Below are 17,768 nucleotides of genomic sequence, written 5' to 3' on the forward strand. Positions count from 1 at the left end.
AGAATGCCGGGGAGCGCTTCGCACTCCAACGGGGACAAGTCCCCTCGCCACAGAAGCCGTTACTCCTCAGAGTCCGAGGAGAGTTCGCGCCACATGTGGATTTTGTCGAAGTAGTCTTCGCCGACGTGTACTGCCATGGGTTCGAGGCCGTACTGTACAAAGCCGCAGCGCTTGTACAGGTTGAACGCGGCCTCGTTGCCAGCGGTGACGGTCAGCTGGATCAATCGCAGGCCCTTATGGTTCTGCGCTTCGGCCAGCGCGGCCTGCACCAGTTGCTGACCCAACCCGCGCTGCCGGACCTTGCCGGACACGTACATGCCAAACAGCGTTGCCTTGTGCCGGGCCTTTTCCCGAGGCTCGAAGGCCAGGCCGACGATGCCCGCCAACTTGCCCTCCTCGAACGCCCCGAACAGCACATCCAGCTTGCTGGTCAGGCGCGATTCCCACCAACTCAACGGCATCGCCGCGCGCTCGCGCACACTTGAGGTGAAGGCCTGCGGATGCAGGTCGTAGGCTTCGAGCATCAGCGCCCGATAGTCCAGGGCATGGCTGGCATCCAGTCGTTCAATCCACATGGTCAAGCCGTCCGACGTTGCTCAAGCATCAGCCGCACCGCCAGCGCTGACAGAACAAAGCCCATGAAATAGCGCTGCACCGACAACCAGGTCGGGTTGTTGACGAACCACGACGCGATGCCGGCTGCGAATATCGCGATCAGCAGATTGACGCAGAAGCTGACGCTGATCTGGGTCAGGCCGAGCACGATGCTTTGGGTGAACACCGAGCCATGCTCAGGGGTGATGAATTGCGGAAACACCGACAGGTAAAACACCGCAATCTTCGGGTTCAGGGCGCTGGTGAGAAAGCCCATGGTGATCAGTTTGCGCGACGAATCCGGCGGCAACTGCTGCGCTTCAAACGGTGAACGCGCGCCGGGTTTGACCGCTTGCCAGGCCAGCCACAGCAAGTACAGCGCGCCGGCCCATTTCAGCACTTCGTAGGCTAACGGCACGGCCAGGAACACCGCAGTCAAACCGGCCGCGGCGGCGAACAGGTGCACGAAAAACCCCGCGACCACGCCGAGCAACGACGTCACGCCGGCCTTGCGCCCCTGGCAGATCGAGCGGGAGATCAGGTAGATCATGTTCGGCCCCGGCGTCAGCACCATCAGCAACGCGGCAGCGGCGAAAATCAGCAAGTCTTGAAGCGGGATCATGGGGGCAATCCTGGTCCGTGGATGATCAGACGGTGGCGGTCAGCGAAGCTCGATAAAACGGCAGGATCAGGTCCCGTGTCAATGGCGCCAGCGTGAGATGGCCGTCGGTGGCCGGGTCGATCCAGCGCACCTCTTCGATCTCCGCCGCAGGCGATACGTCTGAATCAATGGTCAGCAGAAAGAGTTCAGCCTGTACGACAAAACCCGGCTCATTGGCGGCCGGTGCCGAAAAGGGCCCCAAGTAGGTGGCGTGCGCAGGGTCGATGACCAGCCCGAGCTCTTCTTCCAGTTCACGGGCCAGGGCGTGAACCGGTTGCTCGTGGGCCTCGATCTTGCCGCCGGGCTGCATGAAGGCTTCGGTGCCGCGCTTGCGGACCAGCAGCGTGCGACCGTCGGGGCCGATCAGCAGGGCGGCGGCGATGTGGATGATGCGGGGGGAAGTAGTGGAGGAAAAGGTCATGGATCTGAAGAGGCCTTGGGTGAAAGGCGCAAAGGATCACATGGGTGCGGGCTCTGCGTCACCCCGAAAAATCCCGACCGGACGCTGAGCCCTTGTGGGAGCGAGCCTGCTCGCGATAGCGATCTTTCAGTCGACATCAATGGTGAAGTCAGTCCGTCATCGCGAGCAGGCTCGCTCCCACAGGGTTCAGGGCTGAGCCTGAACCACCAGTGGCGCTTCGACGATTGCGGCCTCCACTTCCTCCGGCACTTTCACAAAAACACTGTATTTCGCCCCTTCCATCGCCTCGAACGCGATCAGCTTCTCCACCAGCGGCCCGCTCAGTACCTTGCCCGCATTGAGCAGCAGCATGCCGTTATCGGCATTGAGGTTGCGCGCCAGAATCATCCCGGCCGCCAGGTCCCGGGTGCTCATTACCTTGACCGTCGGATCGGCCAGCGACACATCGCTCAAGTACGCAGCGCAAACCTTGATGAAGTCCTCGACCAGATCAGGATCGTATAGACGACCGGCATACTGGCGGATATAGACCAAGGCTTCATCGCTGTTCATCTGCCGTTCAAGGATCAGCCCGCGTTGCAACTCGATGAAATCCACCGCCAGTTTCAGCCACCGCGAACCGAGCGGAATCGCCTCGCCCTTGAGCCGGTCGGGGAAACCGGTGCCATCCCAGCGCTCCTGATGATGAAGAATCAGGCGCGCGGCGTCTTTCATCGGATCGAGGGTCATCAGCAGCGATTCGCTCTGCTTCGGATAACCGCGATAGCGTTCCCGATCGCTGTGGTGCAGCAGATCCGCAGGCGCGGTCATCATGCTGTCGGTCCAGCTCAGCTTGCCGATGTTGTAGAGCGCCGCGGCCATGGTCAGGTTGCGGGCGCTGCCCTCGTCCAGGCCATGGCGTTTGCAGTACACCCGCACCAGTTCGATGATCTGTCGGTTCGTCTGCTTGGCCGGCGGCAAACGCAGGTTGGCCAACAGCGAAAACACCTCGGTGCCGGTGACATAGCTGTGTTTGAGCTCTTCGTAGGCCAGGTCGAGCATGTCGGCGGTCTGCTGCAGCTCGGCAGTGCGGGACGCGACGTGTTTTTCCAGGGTCGCGTTGAGCAGCTTCAATTCTTCGTTGCGGTCCCACGTCTCCTGCACCAGGCGTAAGCGTTCGCGCTCGGAATGCTGGTAGGCGAGGGATTGGCGCAAGGTCAACAGCAACTCCTCATCGTGCCAGGGTTTGCTGATGTAACGGTCTATCTGCCCCTCGTTGATCGCTTTGACGATCATTGTCAGGTCGGCATAACCGGTCAGCAAAATACGCAGCGTGTCGGGATGGCGCTGGTGAATGTGCGCCAACAGCGTGGCGCCGTCCATATTGGGCATGCGCGCATCGCTCATCACCAGTTCGACGGGCTGTTTCGCCATGATGTCCAGGGCCTGAGCCCCGCTGGTGGCCAGCAGTACTTCGTAGGGCTGACCGCGCAAGAGCCGGCGCAGACTATTGAGAATCGACTCCTCATCGTCGACCAGCAGAATCGTGGGTTTCCAGGTGACAGTCGTGGGGAGTTGCTCTTCCATGGCATTACCTCAAGCGAAACGGGCGTTGTTGCGTCAGTCATCAGCCAGAACATTCCGTTTCTGACCTTGCCTGAGCTACAGGCTAGATGATTTCCAGCCAGGCCCCTGGAAATGATTCGTTTCAGTCGACGGGCGAAGTGCTGCACGGGCGACTATGCTCTGTTCACTCGGATCCATTAACGATGCTTCGCCACGTGATCAGGGAAAGGATGCCCCTATGAGCACACCGCTCCACACTGCCACCGCTCCCGGCGTATGCCTATGAATACGCTGCTCGCGCGCACCAACCGTCGGATTCTTATCGTCGACGACACCGCTTCCATTCATGCGGATTTCATCAAGATCCTCAGCCCGCCATCGAGCGAAGACGACGAGCTGATCAGCGCCGAAAAAGCCCTGTTCGGGATGCAAGCGACGGCCACACTGCAAAGTTTCATGCTCGATTCGGCCTTTCAGGGCCTTGAAGCACTGAACAAGGTCGAGCGAGCGCTGGCTAACGACCTGCCCTACGCGATGGCCTTTATCGACATGCGCATGCCGCCGGGCTGGGACGGTCTGGAAACCATCGAACGGCTGTGGCAGGTCGATCCCAAGCTGCAAGTGGCGTTGTGCACCGCCTATTCCGACTATTCCTGGGAAGACATCGATGAACGCCTCGAACTGGGCGATCGCCTGCTGATCCTGAAAAAACCCTTCGATGCCATCGAAATCCGCCAGCTGGCCAGCGCATTGACCGCAAAATGGCAGATGACCGAAGACGCCGAGCTGAAGATGTCATTGCTGGAACAGGCCGTCGAAGAGCGCACCCGGGAGCTCTCTGACGCCAACATCATCGTGCAGAACAGCCCGACCATTCTCTATCGCCTGCGGGGCGAACCGTCATTCCCGCTGATGTACATCTCCCACAACATCACCAAGTACGGTCACGTTGCGGCGAATCTGGTCGCCTCGGCCAACTGGGCCCGGGAGTTGATTCATCCCGACGACCAATCGAAAGTCGACACGGCCATGGCCCGGGTGCTGGATCGCCACGCTTTAGGCGCTTCCATCGAGTTCCGGATGCGCACCGGCGACGGTGACTGGCGCTGGGTCGAAAACCGCTATATCCCGGTGCGTGACGACGAAGGACGTCTGCTGGAAGTCGAAGGGATCATCATCGACGTCACTGAACGCAAGGTCGCCGAGGAGAAAATCGCCCTGCTGGCCCGCACTGACGGGCTGACGGGGCTGGCCAACCGTGCCACCTTGATCGAGCGCCTGCACCAGGCATTCGCCGCCGCGCGTCGGGGCGCCACACCGTTCGCGATGTTCTATCTGGACCTCGATCACTTCAAACGGATCAACGATACCCTCGGCCACCCGGTGGGCGACCTGTTGCTGCAGGAAGTGGCCCGGCGCATCAAAGCCTGCGTGCGCGAAAACGATGTGGTCGCCCGCCTCGGCGGCGACGAGTTCGCCATTTTGCAACTGGACGTCAGCGACCCGACCCAGTCTGCGTCATTGGCCGGCAAGGTCCGCGATGCGCTGGTGCTCCCCTACTCCCTGGCCGGCAATGACGTGCGCGTCTCGGTCAGCATCGGCATCAGCAGCTATTCGCCGCTCATCACCAGCGCCGACGGCCTGCTGAACCAGGCCGACATGGCGCTCTATCGCTCCAAGGAAAAGGGCCGCAACCAGTATCACTTCCACTCTGAGGAGATCAATCAGGAGGTGGTCGAGCGCATGACCATCGCCAACGATCTGAAAACCGCCATTGAACACGGAGAACTCGAACTCAATTACTGGCCGGAAGTCGACCTGAGCAGCGGCAAGATCCTCGGCATGGAAGCCCAGGTCAGCTGGAACCACCCCGAGCGCGGTTTGCTGGAAGCGCCGGCGTTCCTGCCGGCTGCGGAAAAAACCGGCGCCATCATCGCCCTCGGTCACTGGGTGCTGGATCGCGCCTGCCAGCAAATGCGCCAGTGGCGCGACGACGGCATGGCGCCGCCAGTGATTGCCATCAAGCTGTCCCTGGCCCAGCTGAAAAGCGGGCCCGAGCTGATCTATGACGTGCTGCGCACCACCGCGCGCTGGGAACTGTGTGCCTGGGACCTGCGCTTCGATGTCACCGAAGCGACCCTGGCCCAGACCAAATGGACCCACAACGACGTGCTGCCGCGCCTGCGGGAGCTGGGAGTAAAGATCGCCATCGACGACTTCGGCACTGAATACTCCTCGTTCGATTACCTCAAGACGTACCAGGTCAATCACCTGAAACTCGCCCAGGCCTTCATCGATACCGCGGCCCGCGACCCGGAGAGCGCCAACACCTTACGCGCAATCATCAACTTCGCTCGCGAGGTAGGGATCGGAATCATCGCCGAAGGTGTCGAAACCCAGGAACAGCGCAGTTCGCTGATGGCCACAGGCTCGCCAATGAACGCACAGGGTTACTTTTTCAGTAAGGCGGTCAGCAGCCAACAAGCCGCACAGTTGCTCAAAGCCGGCAGCATCGTGCCCGCAAGTGACGAACACGGACCGATCCTGGACAACCCGCACGCCACGGAGGACAAGGAATGAAAACTCCGTTCGTCCAGACCAACCGGCGCATCCTGATCATCGACGACACGCCCTCGATCCATCGGGACTTTCGAAAGATCCTCGGCCCCGACACCGAGGACGAGCAGACCCTCGCCGGTACAGAAGAGGCACTGTTCGGCGTGCAACAACAGGCTCGGCTCACCTTTGAACTCGATTCCGCCTATCAGGGCCAGGAAGCCCTCGAACTGGTCATGCGCGCCCTGGCGGAAGGACGCCCCTACGCCATGGCGTTCACCGACATGCGCATGCCGCCGGGTTGGGACGGGCTGGAAACCATCGAACGACTCTGGAAGGTCGACCCACACCTGCAAATCGCCTTGTGCACCGCCTATTCGGATTACAGCTGGGAAGACATGGCTGAACGGCTGGAGTTTGGCGACCAGTTGCTGGTGTTGAAAAAACCCTTCGACAGTCTGGAAATCCGCCAGATGGCCAGCGCCCTGACCTGGAAATGGCAGATGACGCAGGACGCGGCGACGAAAGTGCAAAGCCTGGAGCAGACCATCGAGGCGCGGGTCCACGAACTGCTCAAGGTGTCTCACCTGCTGCAATACGACGTCTTGACCGAGTTGCCCAACAGCACGTTGCTCGGTGATCGGCTGAACCAGTCCCTGGCGTTGTCCCGCCGCCATGACAAGCAACTGGCGGTGATGTTTCTGGGCCTTGATCGCTTCAAGCGCATCAACAATGCGCTGGGCCATCCGGCCGGTGACGAGATGCTCAAACGGGTCGGGCATAACCTGGTGTCGACGGTGCGCGAATCCGACTCGGTGTTTCGCTACGGCTCTGATGAGTTCGTGGTGATCCTCGCTGACATCCGCCATCCTCAGCAGACCAAAGGCATCGCTGAAAAACTCTTGAACGCCATCGGCACAACCCAGCACATCGCCGGCCATGACCTGAGCGTGACCGCCAGCCTGGGCATCAGCATCTACCCCGATGACGGCTTCGATGCGATCGCGTTGATCAAGAAAGCCGAGACCGCGATGCGCAATGTCAAGGAAAGCGGCCCCAACGACTTCCGCTTTTTCATTGAAGAAATGAACCAGCGCGCCCGGGACCAGCAGACCATCGAGTCGGGTATTCGCCTGGCCCTGGAGCGCGACGAATTTGTCCTGCATTACCAGCCCAAGCTCGACCTGGGCACCGGTGAGGTGGTGGGTGCAGAAGCCTTGATTCGCTGGCTGAAACCGGGGCATGGCTGGGTTTACCCGTCGGACTTCATTGGTGTGGCCGAAGACAGTGGCCTGATCGTACCGTTGAGCAAATGGGTGCTGGCCCAAGCCTGTCGGCAAGCCTGCGCCTGGCAGGCTGCGGGGCTGCCGAGGCTGTGTATGTCGGTGAATGTGTCGGCCATCGATTTTCGCCAGCGCAGTTTTGTAGAGGGCATTGAACAGGTCCTCGCACAAACCGGTCTGGATCCGTCATTGCTGGAACTGGAAATCACCGAAGGCGTGCTGATGCAGAACGTCGATGCCACCGTCACCGCCCTGAACCGAATCAAGGCAATGGGCGTGCGGCTGGCCATCGATGACTTTGGCACCGGGTATTCCAGCCTGAGTTACCTGCGACGTTTTCCCATCGATGTGCTGAAAATCGATCAGTCGTTCATTCGCGGCCTGAGCTGTGACATCAACGACGCGGCCCTGGTCAGCGCCATCATCAGCCTGGGCAAGAGCCTCAAGCTGACCATCATCGCCGAAGGAGTGGAGACCCTCGAACAGTTGAATTTCCTCAAGGCCCATCAGTGCGAGGAAGGCCAGGGTTACTACTTCAGCAAAGCCGTGGCGCCGGATGACTTCGTACAGTATCTGACGTCGGTGAAACTCCCTCCCCCTGCAGCCACATGATCGATATGCAGCGACACACGGGCTATCAGCCAAGGAATTACAAGATGTCGCCATTTCTCTACCGCTTGCTCTTGATGCCTCTGCTCGGGCTGTGCCTGACAGCCAGCGGCGCGCCACTGGACGAACCGTTAAAGCCGCTGCCGGCCGTGCCAAAGCAGGACCCTCTGCGGGTTGAACTCGGGCGCCGGTTGTTCAATGAGCCACGTTTGTCGGTCAACGGCAGCCTGTCCTGTGCCAGTTGCCATCGCCTGGAAAGCGGTGGCGCCGATAACAAGGCGTTTTCCATCGGTTTCAACGGCCAGCCCGTGGTGGTCAACACCCCGAGCGTGTTCAACGCTAGCCTGAACTTCCGGCAATTCTGGAACGGCCGCGCGAACACACTGGAAACCCAGATCCACGCCGTGGTGCAAAGCCCCAGTGAAATGGGCAGCAACTGGGAACACGTGGTGCAAACGCTGTCCGCCGACGCGACTTATCAAACCGCGTTCGGCGATGCCTACCCGGATGGTGTGACCATGATCAATGTGCAAAACGCCCTGGCCACCTATGAGCGAACGTTGATCAGCGCCAACTCGCGTTTTGACCAATACCTGCTGGGCGACACCGACATCCTCACCCGCGAGGAGAAGTACGGTTACCAACGTTTCAAGGAATACGGCTGCATCACCTGCCATCAGGGGATCAACATCGGCGGCAACATGTTCCAGAAGTTCGGGGTGATGGGCGATTACTTCGAAACTCGAGGCAACCGTACCGAAACCGACCTGGGCCGGTACCTGGTGACCAAGGACGAAGAGGACCGCAACGTGTTCAAGGTCCCGAGCCTGCGTAACGTCGCCGTGACTGCGCCGTACTTTCACGACGGTTCGGCGAAAACCCTCGAAGAGGCGGTCGACGTGATGTTCAAGTTCCAGCTGGGGCGCATCCCCTCCCCTGAAGACAGGGTGCTGATCATCAAATTCCTCAAGACCCTGACCGGTGAATGGGAGGGCAAGCCGTTATGAAAATGTCCCGCCGCCGCAGCCTGACACTCCTTGGTATCGTCGCCCTGATGCTGGCCTCGATACTGTTGTTTCTGTACCTCAAATCCAGCTCGGACCAGACGTCGACCTACACCGAATCCCGGGATCTGATTTCCCGGATGAAACAGCTGAACGCTCAATGGGAGACGGAAATCCTCAAGGCAAGGATTGCCATCAACCACAATTACGATCCGCTGGTCACGCCACTGACCCAAATGACGCTGCTGTGGGAACGGTTCGACACGATGGAGTCGAATCACGGCCGCAACGCCTCGCCTGTCTGGCTTGCCAGCCATGATGCGTACCTGAGCGCCTTCGAGGAAAAGATCCGGTTGGTGGAGCAGTTCAAATCCCACAATGCCGTGCTGCGCAACTCACTGGCGTTTCTGCCAACCGCCGAAGACGACATCCAGGAACCCCTCGCCCAGTTGCAGGACGGCGACAAACTGCAACTGCAAAACATCGCCAACGACACCTATGACCTGGTCCTCAGCACCATGGAGTTCGCCATGGTCACCTCTGACAACAAGGCTGCCGAAATCCTGGTGGGGTTGAGCAAACTGAAAGTGAACAAACTGCGTCTGCCGGAGGAATTCCACAGTCCGCTGGAGGTTCTCAACAATCACATCGAACTGATTCTGCGTGAACAGCCGGTGGTCAACCGCTTGCTGGAAAACATCGAGGCCATCCCCGTGGCCGAACGACTGGACGGCATCACCGACCTGCTGAACAACGATCAGCAGCGTACCGACGCGGTCAACCAGCGTTATCACTTCTACATGCTGGTGTTTTCAGTGCTGTTGGTGTTGTTGCTGGTGTACCTGGCGATTCACCTGATGCGCAGTTTCACGGTGATCAATCGCGTCAACAAAGCCCTGAAATCCGCCAATGACGACCTCGAAAAACGGGTCGAAGAGCGCACCCGCGAACTCAAGGATACCCAGAGCGAACTGCTGGACACCGCGCGCCAGGCCGGCATGGCGGAAATCGCCACCAATGTGCTGCACAACGTCGGCAACGTGCTCAACAGTGTGAACATCTCTGCCGACCTGGTCAGCCGCAAACTGCGTAGCAGCAAGGCCCAGGGGCTGGGCAAGGCGATGCAGTTGATCAACGAACACCAAGGCAACCTGGGCGCCTTCCTCACCCAGGACGAGAAAGGCCAGTTGCTGCCCGGCTACCTCAATCAACTGGTCGACGCCATTGCGATTGAACAACAGAGCATGTCCGAGGAACTGGCCCAACTGACCAAAAGTGTCGACCACATCAAGGACATCGTCGCCACCCAGCAGTCCTACGCCGGCGCCAACAGCCTGATGGAACCGCTGCACATCAGCGAACTGCTGGAGGACGCCTTGCGGATGAACTCCGGCGCCCTGACCCGGCATCACGTCACGGTGGTCAAGGAGTACAACGAGGTGCCGCAGGTCATGGGCGACAAGCACCGGTTGCTGTTGATCCTGATCAACCTCATCAGTAATGCAAAATACGCCATGTCCGACCTCAGCAATCGGCGGCGACAAATGACCCTGGGGGTGAAAATCGTCGAAGACTCCACCCTGCAAATCAGCGTCAAGGATGATGGTGAGGGCATTGCGCCGGAGAACATGACGCGCATCTTTGCCCACGGTTTTACCACCCGCAAGGAAGGTCACGGCTTTGGTCTGCACAGCTGCGCACTGGCGGCGATCGAGATGAACGGCCATCTCAGCGCCCACAGCGACGGACCTGGCAAGGGCGCACAATTCACCCTGCAGATCCCGTTGAATACCGTTCAGGAGGAAGCATGAGTGAGCTTTCGAACCGGCGCATTCTGCTGATCGACGACACGCCGTCCATTCACGATGACTTTCGCAAGATCCTCACCCCGGTTTCGGTGCAGCACGTCGAACTGGACGAAATGGAAGCCACGCTTTTTGGCAGTGAAGTCAAAGCCACCACTGCCCTGTTCGAACTGGATTCGGCGTATGGCGGCCAGGAAGGCCTGGGCAAACTGACTCTGGCCTTGCAGGAAAACCGCCCCTACGCCCTCGCGTTCGTGGACATGCGCATGCCCGAGGGCTGGGACGGCGCGCAGACGATCGAACATCTGTGGCAGGAAGACCCGCGACTGCAAGTGGTGGTGTGTACCGCGTATTCCGACTATTCCTGGGATGAACTGCTGGACCGTCTCCACGCCCACGATCGCTTGCTGATCCTGAAAAAACCGTTCGACAACATCGAAGTCCAGCAGATGGCCAGCACTCTTCTGACCAAATGGGAAATGACCGAGCGCGCGTTTGTGCAGATGAGCCACCTGGAGCATCTGGTAGACCAGCGCACCACCGAGTTCAAACACGCCAGCGAGGCGTTGCAGCGGGAAATTGATGAGCGCAAACAGCTTGAATCGCAACTGGTGCAATCGGAAAAACTCGCTTCCCTGGGGCAATTGGCGGCCGGTGTCGCCCATGAAATCAACAACCCCATCGGCTTCATTTCCTCCAACCTCGGCAGCCTCGACGGCTACTTCAAGCAACTGCAGGAAATGCTCGACGCCTATCGCGAGGCCGAAGAGGCGATTGCGTCGAGTGAGGTGATCGAACGGCTTGGGCAGTTACGTGAGCGGATCGAGCTGGAGTTTCTGCGCGACGACATTCCGTTGCTGATCAAGGAATCCAAGGAGGGCATCAACCGCGTCGGGCAGATCGTCAAGGACCTGAAGGACTTCTCCCGGGTGGACTCCAACCTGGAATGGCAGTGGACCAATCTGCAACAAGGCATCGAATCGACCCTGAACATCGTCGCCAATGAACTCAAGTACAAGGCCGATGTGGTGAAGGTGTATCAGCTGCTGCCCGACATCGAATGCCTGCCGTCGCAAATCAATCAGGTGATCATGAACCTGATCGTCAACGCATCCCAGGCGATGGGCCCACAACGGGGCACCATCACCCTGAGCACCGGGGTTGAGGGTGAACGGGTGTGGATCGAAGTGGCAGACACCGGGTCCGGCATTGCGCCGGACAGCCTGCAGAAAATCTTCGACCCGTTCTTCACCACCAAACCGGTGGGCCAGGGCACAGGGCTTGGGTTGTCCCTGTCCTATGGCATTGTGAAGAAGCATCGGGGGGATATTTCGGTGCGCAGTGAGGTGGGCGTGGGCACTACGTTCCGGGTCGAGTTGCCGGTGCACCAAACAAACTCCGCGGCCTGAAGACCATCGAAATGTAGGAGCAAGCCTTTGTGGCGAGGGGATTTATCCCCGTTGGGCTGCGAAGCGGCCCCGAATCGAAAACTGCGGTGTATCAGATACACCGCAAGCAATGGTTTTGCGACTGCTTCGCAGCCGAACGGGGATAAATCCCCTCACCACTAAGCCCCCTCACCACAGAAGCCCGCGCCCACAGGGTTATGCAGTGTCCGGGGGTTATGTGGCCTCCTGGAAATCCATCTCCGGTGGCTGGCGGCGGAATCCACCGGTCAGCACCGCCAGGTACACCACGCCAATCGCCAGCCAGCTCAGCCCCAGGTAGATCGCCAGGTGATCGAGGCTGACCATCAGCCACAAATCCGCCGCCAGGCCAATGAACGGGAACAGCAGGAACAGCACGAACTCACGCAGACCCTTTTTCTCACCACCGATCCAGTAATGAAAGATCACCGACAAATTCACCAGACTGAACGCCAGGAACGCGCCGAAGTTGATGAACGAGGTCGAAGTGGTGACGTCCAGTTTCAGCGCCAGCAACGCGACCACGGCACATAACAGGATGCTGTTGACCGGTGTGCCGAAGCGTTCGTGCAAGTTGCCGAAAAACGATTTAGGCAGCACACCGTCACGGCCCATGGCAAACAACAGACGCGAACCGCTGGCCTGAGCCGACAGGCCCGAGGCGAACTGGCCGACGATCAGGCCGATCAGGAAGATCGTCACAAACAGGTCGCCACCGATGTTGCGGGCGATTTCATAGGCTGCCGAATCAACGCTGTCGAACTGGAACGAGGGATGGGCGATCTGCACGAAGTACGAGACGCTGACGAAGATCAGCCCGCCGATCAGGGTAATCAGCATGATCGCCCGCGGAATGGTGCGGCGTGGGTCGCGGGTTTCTTCGGTCAGGGTACTGACCGCGTCGAAACCGAGGAACGAGTAACAGGCGATGGCCGCGCCGCTCATGATCAGCGGCATCTGCATGTCGCCGTTGAAGAACGGCTTGATCGACCACAAAGGCGTGCTCGCATCGCCACCGACGTAGTGGATGCACAGCGCGACGAAGGCGATCAGCACCAGGAATTGCACGAGCATCAGCATGGCGTTGATGCCGTTGGCCAGTTTCAGGCCGACGATGTTGATCGCGCTGGTGATGCCGATGAACGCCAGCACCCAGATCCACTGCGGCACGGCCGGGAATGCGGAGTTGAGGTAGGCGGCGCCGATCAGCCAGATCGCCATCGGCAGGAACAGGTAGTCGAGCAGCACTGCCCAGCCGGCGATGAAGCCGAGTTTCGGGCTGATCGCCTTGCGTACATAGCTGTAGGCGGAGCCGGCGACGGGGAACGCCGAGGCCATTCGGCCGTAGCTCATGGCGGTGAAAAACATCGCCACCAGCGCCGCCAGATACGCGGCCGGAACCATGCCGGCGGTGGATTGAGCGAGGATGCCAAAGGTGCCGAGCACGATGATCGGCGTCATGTAGGCGATGCCGAACAGCACCACCGAACCCAATGACAGGGTGCGTTGCAAACGAGCCATGAGCGACTACTCCGAATTTATTAGATTTATGGCAGAGCCGAGTTCGGCAAAAATTTACGTCCAGTTCAAAAGCCACCCCTCACCCCAGCCCTCTCCCCATGGGGGAGAGGGGGAAAGGGAGCAGATCTCCATGTGTTTCAAATCCTGAGTTCGACTCGGTAATTCAGGTCGATGTAGCGCTTTGAATCGCCTCGGTCAGTCCCCTCTCCCTCTGGGAGAGGGCTAGGGTGAGGGCTCGGTCAACGGTCAGGAATCAATAACTCCCGAACACCGTCGACCTGCTCCACCACCTCCCCAGCCAACTTCAACCGCTGATCATCCAAGTACCGATAGTCCTTGCGTGCCGCCTCCAGCCGGCTGAAATCCAGTTCAACCGCAAACTGCCCTTCATCGCGCCCGGCCTCGAACAACAAGGTGCCCAGCGGATCCACCAGTGCGCTGCCACCGGCAAACACCAACCCGTCATCGCTCTCTTCCACCCGATTGACCATCAGCGCAAACGCCTGGTTTTCCTGGGCGCGGGCCATGATCGCGGTGCGGTGAGTCGGGCCGTAGGGGTCCATGTTGCCGTTGGTGACGATCAGCAATTCGGCGCCCAGTTGCGCCAGGGCACGGGCGGTTTCCGGGAACTCGATGTCGTAACAAATCAGCAGGCCGACCCGCATGCCGTTCCACACGCACGTGGCGTAACGGTCGCCCGCTTCGAACACTCCGCGATCCGACGCCCACAGGTGCGTCTTGCGGTATTTCAGGGCGATGCCATCCGGAGTAATCAGCAGCGTGGTGTTGTAGAAGCGGCCGTTGTCGTTCTCGGCCATGCCGATCACCACGGCGATGTTGCGCTCGCGGGCAGCCGCCACGATGGCGCTGACGGTGGGTCCGTCCAGCGGTTCGGCGGTCTGGGCCACGGTGGCGGCGGACGGAAAGCCCATCAGGTGGGTTTCCGGGAAGACGATCAGCTGCGTGTCAGCCTTGCAGGCAGCGATGGCCGCCAGGGCGCGTTCAAGGTTGTACGCTGTGCCGTTGTCACGGCCCGCCAACTGGGCGAGTTCGACTTTCATGAGTAGTCCTTGTTATGGGCCGGGCGGCAGAAAGATTGCCCGGTCTGTGTCTGTGCGCCAGTATGCGCAGCAAGCCACCGGCCGGGGAATCACGCCGCTGGGGTAACCCGATAGGGGTAGAGGCATGACACTTTCATTAGACGATATCGCTTGGCACCGCTCGGTCGGGCAACTGATCGACGCCCTGGACAAGCCCAATTTCTGGACGCAGCTGGTGCGCCTGCTGGACCAGTACGTGACCTTCGACAGCTGGGTGGCGCTGCTTTTCAGCGCGGACCAGCACCCGCAAGTGTTCGCCGAATGCCCGGGCGAGGACGGCAGCCCCGACCAGTTGTTCCAGGATTATCTGCGTGGGCTCTATTTGCTCGACCCGTTCTACATCGCCTGCCGCGAGCAATCGCGCACCGGCCTGTATCGCCTGTCGGAAGTGGCGCCGGAGCATTTCGAGCTGACCGAGTATTACCAACGCTACTTTCGTCTGAATGTGGTGGCCGATGAAATCCAGTTCAATTGCCAGCTCGAAGGCGATCGCACGCTGTGCCTGTCGCTGGGCAGCAAGCAGCGTTTCAGCGGCCAGCAGATTGCCTTGCTGTCGCTGATCCAGCCGTGGGTGCTCGGCCTGTTGCGCCAGCGCTTGCCCTACGAAATCAACGAAGTCGTGGCGCTTGCACCGGCACCGGTCCAGGGCGACTGGCGGGTGCAGCTGGAAGCGTCAGTGCAACAACTCAAGGGCGCGCAATTGACCGCCCGGGAGCTGGATGTCGGGCGCTTGATGCTCAGCGGTTGCTCCAGTAAAGAAATCGCCCGTAAGCTGGAAATCTCTGCTGAAACCGTGAAAGTCCATAAGAAACACATGTACAGCAAGCTGGGGATCAAATCCCAGTCGGAGCTGTTTTCGATATTTCTCCAGGCGCAAAATGCCTGAAGCAGCCTTGAAATGCTTTCCTGTGTCGATAGAGTCCCTGTGGCGAGGGGATTTATCCCCGTTCGACTGCGAAGCAGTCGTAAAACCTATGCATGCGGTCTTTCAGTTAAACCGCGGTGAATAGTTTTGGGGGCTGCTTCGCAACCTAACGGGGATAAATCCCCTCGCCACAAAAGCCCATGCCACAGGTTTGCAACCCATTGAGTCCGAACCCAAGGAACCCGTATGAGCCTGTCACTCTTGAGCCGCTACGCCTTCTTTGCCGCTTGCGTGATCTTCACCCTCGCCAGCCTGCCCTTCCTCGAACACGACTGGCTCTGGCCGATCACCGCCGTGACCGGCGTCTTGAGCCTCGTGGGCCTGTTCGATCTGCTGCAAAGCCCTCACGCGGTGCGGCGCAACTACCCGATCCTGGGCAATATCCGTTATCTGGTGGAGGGCATTCGTCCGGAAATCCGCCAATACCTGCTCGAATCCGACAGCGACGCCCTGCCCTTCTCCCGGGCCCAGCGTTCGCTGGTCTATTCGCGGGCCAAGAATGAAAGCGCCGACAAACCCTTCGGCACCCTGATCGATGTGTACCAGTCGGGTTTCGAATTCATCGGCCACTCGATGCGCCCGGCGCCGTTGAGCGACCCGAGCAGTTTCCGGGTCATCGTCGGCGGCCCGCAGTGCACCCAGCCGTACTCGGCCTCGGTGTTCAACATCTCGGCCATGAGCTTCGGCTCGCTCAGCGCCAACGCCATTCGCGCGTTGAACCAGGGCGCCAAACTCGGCAACTTCGCCCACGACACCGGCGAAGGCAGCATCAGCGCGTACCACCGGGAAAACGGCGGCGACCTCACCTGGGAACTGGGCAGCGGCTACTTCGGTTGCCGCACCGCAGACGGACGCTTCGATCCGGAACGCTTCGCCGCACAAGCGCAAACGCCACAAGTGCGGATGATCGAAATCAAGATGTCGCAAGGCGCCAAACCTGGTCACGGCGGCATCCTGCCCAAGCACAAGGTCACCAAGGAGATCGCTGAAACCCGCGGCATCCTGATGGGTGAAGACTGCATCTCGCCGTCGCGACACAGCGCGTTTTCCACGCCGATCGAACTGATGCATTTCATCCAGCAACTGCGCGAGCTGTCCGGCGGCAAACCGGTGGGTTTCAAGTTCTGCCTCGGTCATCCGTGGGAATTCATGGGCATCGCCAAGGCCATGCTGGAGACCGGCATTCTCCCCGACTTCATCGTGGTCGACGGCAAGGAAGGCGGTACCGGCGCCGCCCCCGTGGAATTCACCGACCACATCGGCGTGCCGATGCGCGAAGGCCTGCTGTTCGTGCACAACACGTTGGTCGGCCTGAACCTGCGCGACAAAATCAAACTCGGCGCCAGCGGCAAGATCGTCAGTGCCTTCGACATCGCCAGCGTCCTGGCCATCGGCGCCGACTGGGCCAACTCGGCACGCGGCTTCATGTTCGCCATCGGCTGCATCCAGTCGCAAAGCTGCCACACCAATAAATGCCCAACCGGCGTCGCCACTCAAGACACCCTGCGCCAGCGTGCGCTGGTGGTCCCGGACAAGGCCCAGCGCGTCTTCAACTTCCACCGCAACACGCTCAAGGCGCTGGCGGAAATGCTCGCGGCGGCCGGCCTTGATCATCCATCACAGCTGTCGGCCAAGCATCTGGTGCGGCGTATGTCAGCGACCGAAATCAAGTTGTTCTCTCAGTTGCATGTGTTCCTGAAACCGGGGGAATTGCTCACCGGTGAGGTGAACGGCGAGTTTTACTCGCGGATGTGGCAGATGGCGCGGGCGGACAGTTTTGAGCCTAATGAGGTGGTTGCCGCGTAAAAATTGTCCTGCATGCCAGCCTTATGGGAAGGCTGGCATCAGCGACACTTTCACGCTTCGCGCTCTCCATACAGGACAAATCCCGAAAAGAAGAGCCCGCAGATCATACTCAACAACGAGAACGACCCTACGGTTACCAGCCCGTGGATTTTCCAGACATCGGCGTAATGCCCGACCACGAAACTCATGCCCCCCATAAAGAACACATACATAAGATAACGAAGGACCGACGCCCCGGCCTCAAACGTGTAAAGCGCATGCACATAGAATGAGAAGGTCGCGGCCACACAAAACGCAGCAAAATTACTGGCGGCCTGACTCAGCTCGGCGGCGACGGTGAGTACGTAAAAGATCTGCCAGTGAATCAGCGTATTGGCCACGCCAACGACCGCATAGGTGGAGAATGCTTTCCATAAAGCTTTCATGTCCGTTCCTTGAACTGTTCCCGTTTCAGGTGCGGTTCAAACCTAAAGTCGGAGACCGTTGCGCGTCTACTGTAAGAACTAACAGG

Annotated in this window: 14 protein-coding genes; 7 read left to right on the forward strand and 7 right to left on the reverse strand. The window is 59.8% G+C overall.

Annotated elements, in window-relative coordinates; translation table 11 throughout:
* Window positions 1-59 precede the first annotated feature (59 nt).
* The 4 genes from ACA053_RS23305 to nosR all read right to left on the reverse strand — a co-directional run bounded on the left by ACA053_RS23305 (window position 60) and on the right by nosR (window position 3,242).
* Window positions 60-575, reverse strand: a complete 516-nt coding sequence (locus ACA053_RS23305; protein ID WP_497393807.1) for a GNAT family N-acetyltransferase — start codon at window positions 573-575, stop codon at window positions 60-62.
* Window positions 576-577: 2 nt separating this feature from the next.
* Window positions 578-1,216, reverse strand: a complete 639-nt coding sequence (locus tag ACA053_RS23310; RefSeq protein ID WP_109634507.1) for a LysE family translocator — start codon at window positions 1,214-1,216, stop codon at window positions 578-580.
* Window positions 1,217-1,241: 25 nt separating this feature from the next.
* Window positions 1,242-1,676, reverse strand: coding sequence for an NUDIX hydrolase (locus ACA053_RS23315; RefSeq protein WP_497313424.1), 435 nt, complete (start codon window positions 1,674-1,676; stop codon window positions 1,242-1,244).
* A 186-nt stretch (window positions 1,677-1,862) separates the two neighbouring features.
* Window positions 1,863-3,242 carry a response regulator c-di-GMP phosphodiesterase, NosR family gene (gene nosR, locus ACA053_RS23320; RefSeq protein WP_497393809.1) on the reverse strand — a complete coding sequence of 460 codons (1,380 nt, stop codon included), beginning with the start codon at window positions 3,240-3,242 and terminating at the stop codon, window positions 1,863-1,865.
* Window positions 3,243-3,497: 255 nt separating this feature from the next.
* Between nosR and ACA053_RS23325 the strand changes: the two genes are divergently transcribed.
* Genes ACA053_RS23325 through ACA053_RS23345 form a run of 5 tightly spaced genes read left to right on the forward strand, consistent with a single transcriptional unit; the run spans window position 3,498 to window position 11,887 of the window.
* The gene (locus ACA053_RS23325; protein WP_497313428.1) at window positions 3,498-5,801 is read left to right on the forward strand and encodes an EAL domain-containing protein; all 2,304 of its coding nucleotides are present in this window, start codon (window positions 3,498-3,500) and stop codon (window positions 5,799-5,801) included.
* Window positions 5,798-7,672 (forward strand): putative bifunctional diguanylate cyclase/phosphodiesterase, encoded by a 1,875-nt coding sequence (locus ACA053_RS23330; RefSeq protein WP_497313430.1) that lies wholly within the window; start codon window positions 5,798-5,800, stop codon window positions 7,670-7,672. The genes ACA053_RS23325 and ACA053_RS23330 overlap by 4 nt, the downstream gene beginning before the upstream one ends.
* Window positions 7,673-7,716: 44 nt before the next feature.
* Window positions 7,717-8,676 carry a cytochrome-c peroxidase gene (locus ACA053_RS23335; protein ID WP_497313432.1) on the forward strand — a complete coding sequence of 320 codons (960 nt, stop codon included), beginning with the start codon at window positions 7,717-7,719 and terminating at the stop codon, window positions 8,674-8,676.
* Window positions 8,673-10,484, forward strand: a complete 1,812-nt coding sequence (locus ACA053_RS23340; RefSeq protein ID WP_497393810.1) for a DAHL domain-containing sensor histidine kinase — start codon at window positions 8,673-8,675, stop codon at window positions 10,482-10,484. Before ACA053_RS23335 ends, ACA053_RS23340 begins: the two co-directional genes overlap by 4 nt.
* The gene (locus tag ACA053_RS23345) at window positions 10,481-11,887 is read left to right on the forward strand and encodes an ATP-binding protein (RefSeq protein ID WP_497393811.1); all 1,407 of its coding nucleotides are present in this window, start codon (window positions 10,481-10,483) and stop codon (window positions 11,885-11,887) included. Before ACA053_RS23340 ends, ACA053_RS23345 begins: the two co-directional genes overlap by 4 nt.
* A 213-nt stretch (window positions 11,888-12,100) precedes the next feature.
* Here ACA053_RS23345 and ACA053_RS23350 read toward each other — a convergent pair whose 3' ends face one another.
* A complete protein-coding gene (locus ACA053_RS23350) occupies window positions 12,101-13,426 on the reverse strand; it encodes an APC family permease (RefSeq protein ID WP_497393812.1) in 1,326 nt (441 codons plus the stop codon).
* Window positions 13,427-13,665: 239 nt separating this feature from the next.
* On the reverse strand, window positions 13,666-14,487 hold the full coding sequence (locus ACA053_RS23355) for a carbon-nitrogen hydrolase family protein (RefSeq protein ID WP_497313438.1): 822 nt from the start codon (window positions 14,485-14,487) through the stop codon (window positions 13,666-13,668).
* Window positions 14,488-14,611: 124 nt separating this feature from the next.
* On the opposite strand from ACA053_RS23355, the gene ACA053_RS23360 reads away from it, so the two are divergent.
* Window positions 14,612-15,412, forward strand: a complete 801-nt coding sequence (locus ACA053_RS23360; protein WP_497313440.1) for a helix-turn-helix transcriptional regulator — start codon at window positions 14,612-14,614, stop codon at window positions 15,410-15,412.
* Window positions 15,413-15,637: 225 nt separating this feature from the next.
* On the forward strand, window positions 15,638-17,257 hold the full coding sequence (locus ACA053_RS23365; RefSeq protein WP_109634525.1) for an FMN-binding glutamate synthase family protein: 1,620 nt from the start codon (window positions 15,638-15,640) through the stop codon (window positions 17,255-17,257).
* A gap of 50 nt (window positions 17,258-17,307) precedes the next feature.
* On the opposite strand, the gene ACA053_RS23370 is transcribed toward ACA053_RS23365, so the two are convergent.
* Complete coding sequence (locus tag ACA053_RS23370) at window positions 17,308-17,682, reverse strand: GtrA family protein (protein ID WP_497393813.1); 375 nt, start codon at window positions 17,680-17,682, stop codon at window positions 17,308-17,310.
* Window positions 17,683-17,768: the final 86 nt, after the last annotated feature.

This window comes from Pseudomonas sp. LBUM1672, from assembly GCF_059695655.1.

What these genes read in the sequence shown, in the direction of transcription:
- ACA053_RS23305 (WP_497393807.1), bottom strand. Translation starts at nt 575, where the DNA reads ATGTGGATTGAACGACTGGATGCCAGCCATGCCCTGGACTATCGGGCG.
- ACA053_RS23310 (WP_109634507.1), bottom strand. Translation starts at nt 1,216, where the DNA reads ATGATCCCGCTTCAAGACTTGCTGATTTTCGCCGCTGCCGCGTTGCTG.
- ACA053_RS23315 (WP_497313424.1), bottom strand. Translation starts at nt 1,676, where the DNA reads ATGACCTTTTCCTCCACTACTTCCCCCCGCATCATCCACATCGCCGCC.
- nosR (WP_497393809.1), bottom strand. Translation starts at nt 3,242, where the DNA reads ATGGAAGAGCAACTCCCCACGACTGTCACCTGGAAACCCACGATTCTG.
- ACA053_RS23325 (WP_497313428.1), top strand. Translation starts at nt 3,498, where the DNA reads ATGCCTATGAATACGCTGCTCGCGCGCACCAACCGTCGGATTCTTATC.
- ACA053_RS23330 (WP_497313430.1), top strand. Translation starts at nt 5,798, where the DNA reads ATGAAAACTCCGTTCGTCCAGACCAACCGGCGCATCCTGATCATCGAC.
- ACA053_RS23335 (WP_497313432.1), top strand. Translation starts at nt 7,717, where the DNA reads ATGTCGCCATTTCTCTACCGCTTGCTCTTGATGCCTCTGCTCGGGCTG.
- ACA053_RS23340 (WP_497393810.1), top strand. Translation starts at nt 8,673, where the DNA reads ATGAAAATGTCCCGCCGCCGCAGCCTGACACTCCTTGGTATCGTCGCC.
- ACA053_RS23345 (WP_497393811.1), top strand. Translation starts at nt 10,481, where the DNA reads ATGAGTGAGCTTTCGAACCGGCGCATTCTGCTGATCGACGACACGCCG.
- ACA053_RS23350 (WP_497393812.1), bottom strand. Translation starts at nt 13,426, where the DNA reads ATGGCTCGTTTGCAACGCACCCTGTCATTGGGTTCGGTGGTGCTGTTC.
- ACA053_RS23355 (WP_497313438.1), bottom strand. Translation starts at nt 14,487, where the DNA reads ATGAAAGTCGAACTCGCCCAGTTGGCGGGCCGTGACAACGGCACAGCG.
- ACA053_RS23360 (WP_497313440.1), top strand. Translation starts at nt 14,612, where the DNA reads ATGACACTTTCATTAGACGATATCGCTTGGCACCGCTCGGTCGGGCAA.
- ACA053_RS23365 (WP_109634525.1), top strand. Translation starts at nt 15,638, where the DNA reads ATGAGCCTGTCACTCTTGAGCCGCTACGCCTTCTTTGCCGCTTGCGTG.
- ACA053_RS23370 (WP_497393813.1), bottom strand. Translation starts at nt 17,682, where the DNA reads ATGAAAGCTTTATGGAAAGCATTCTCCACCTATGCGGTCGTTGGCGTG.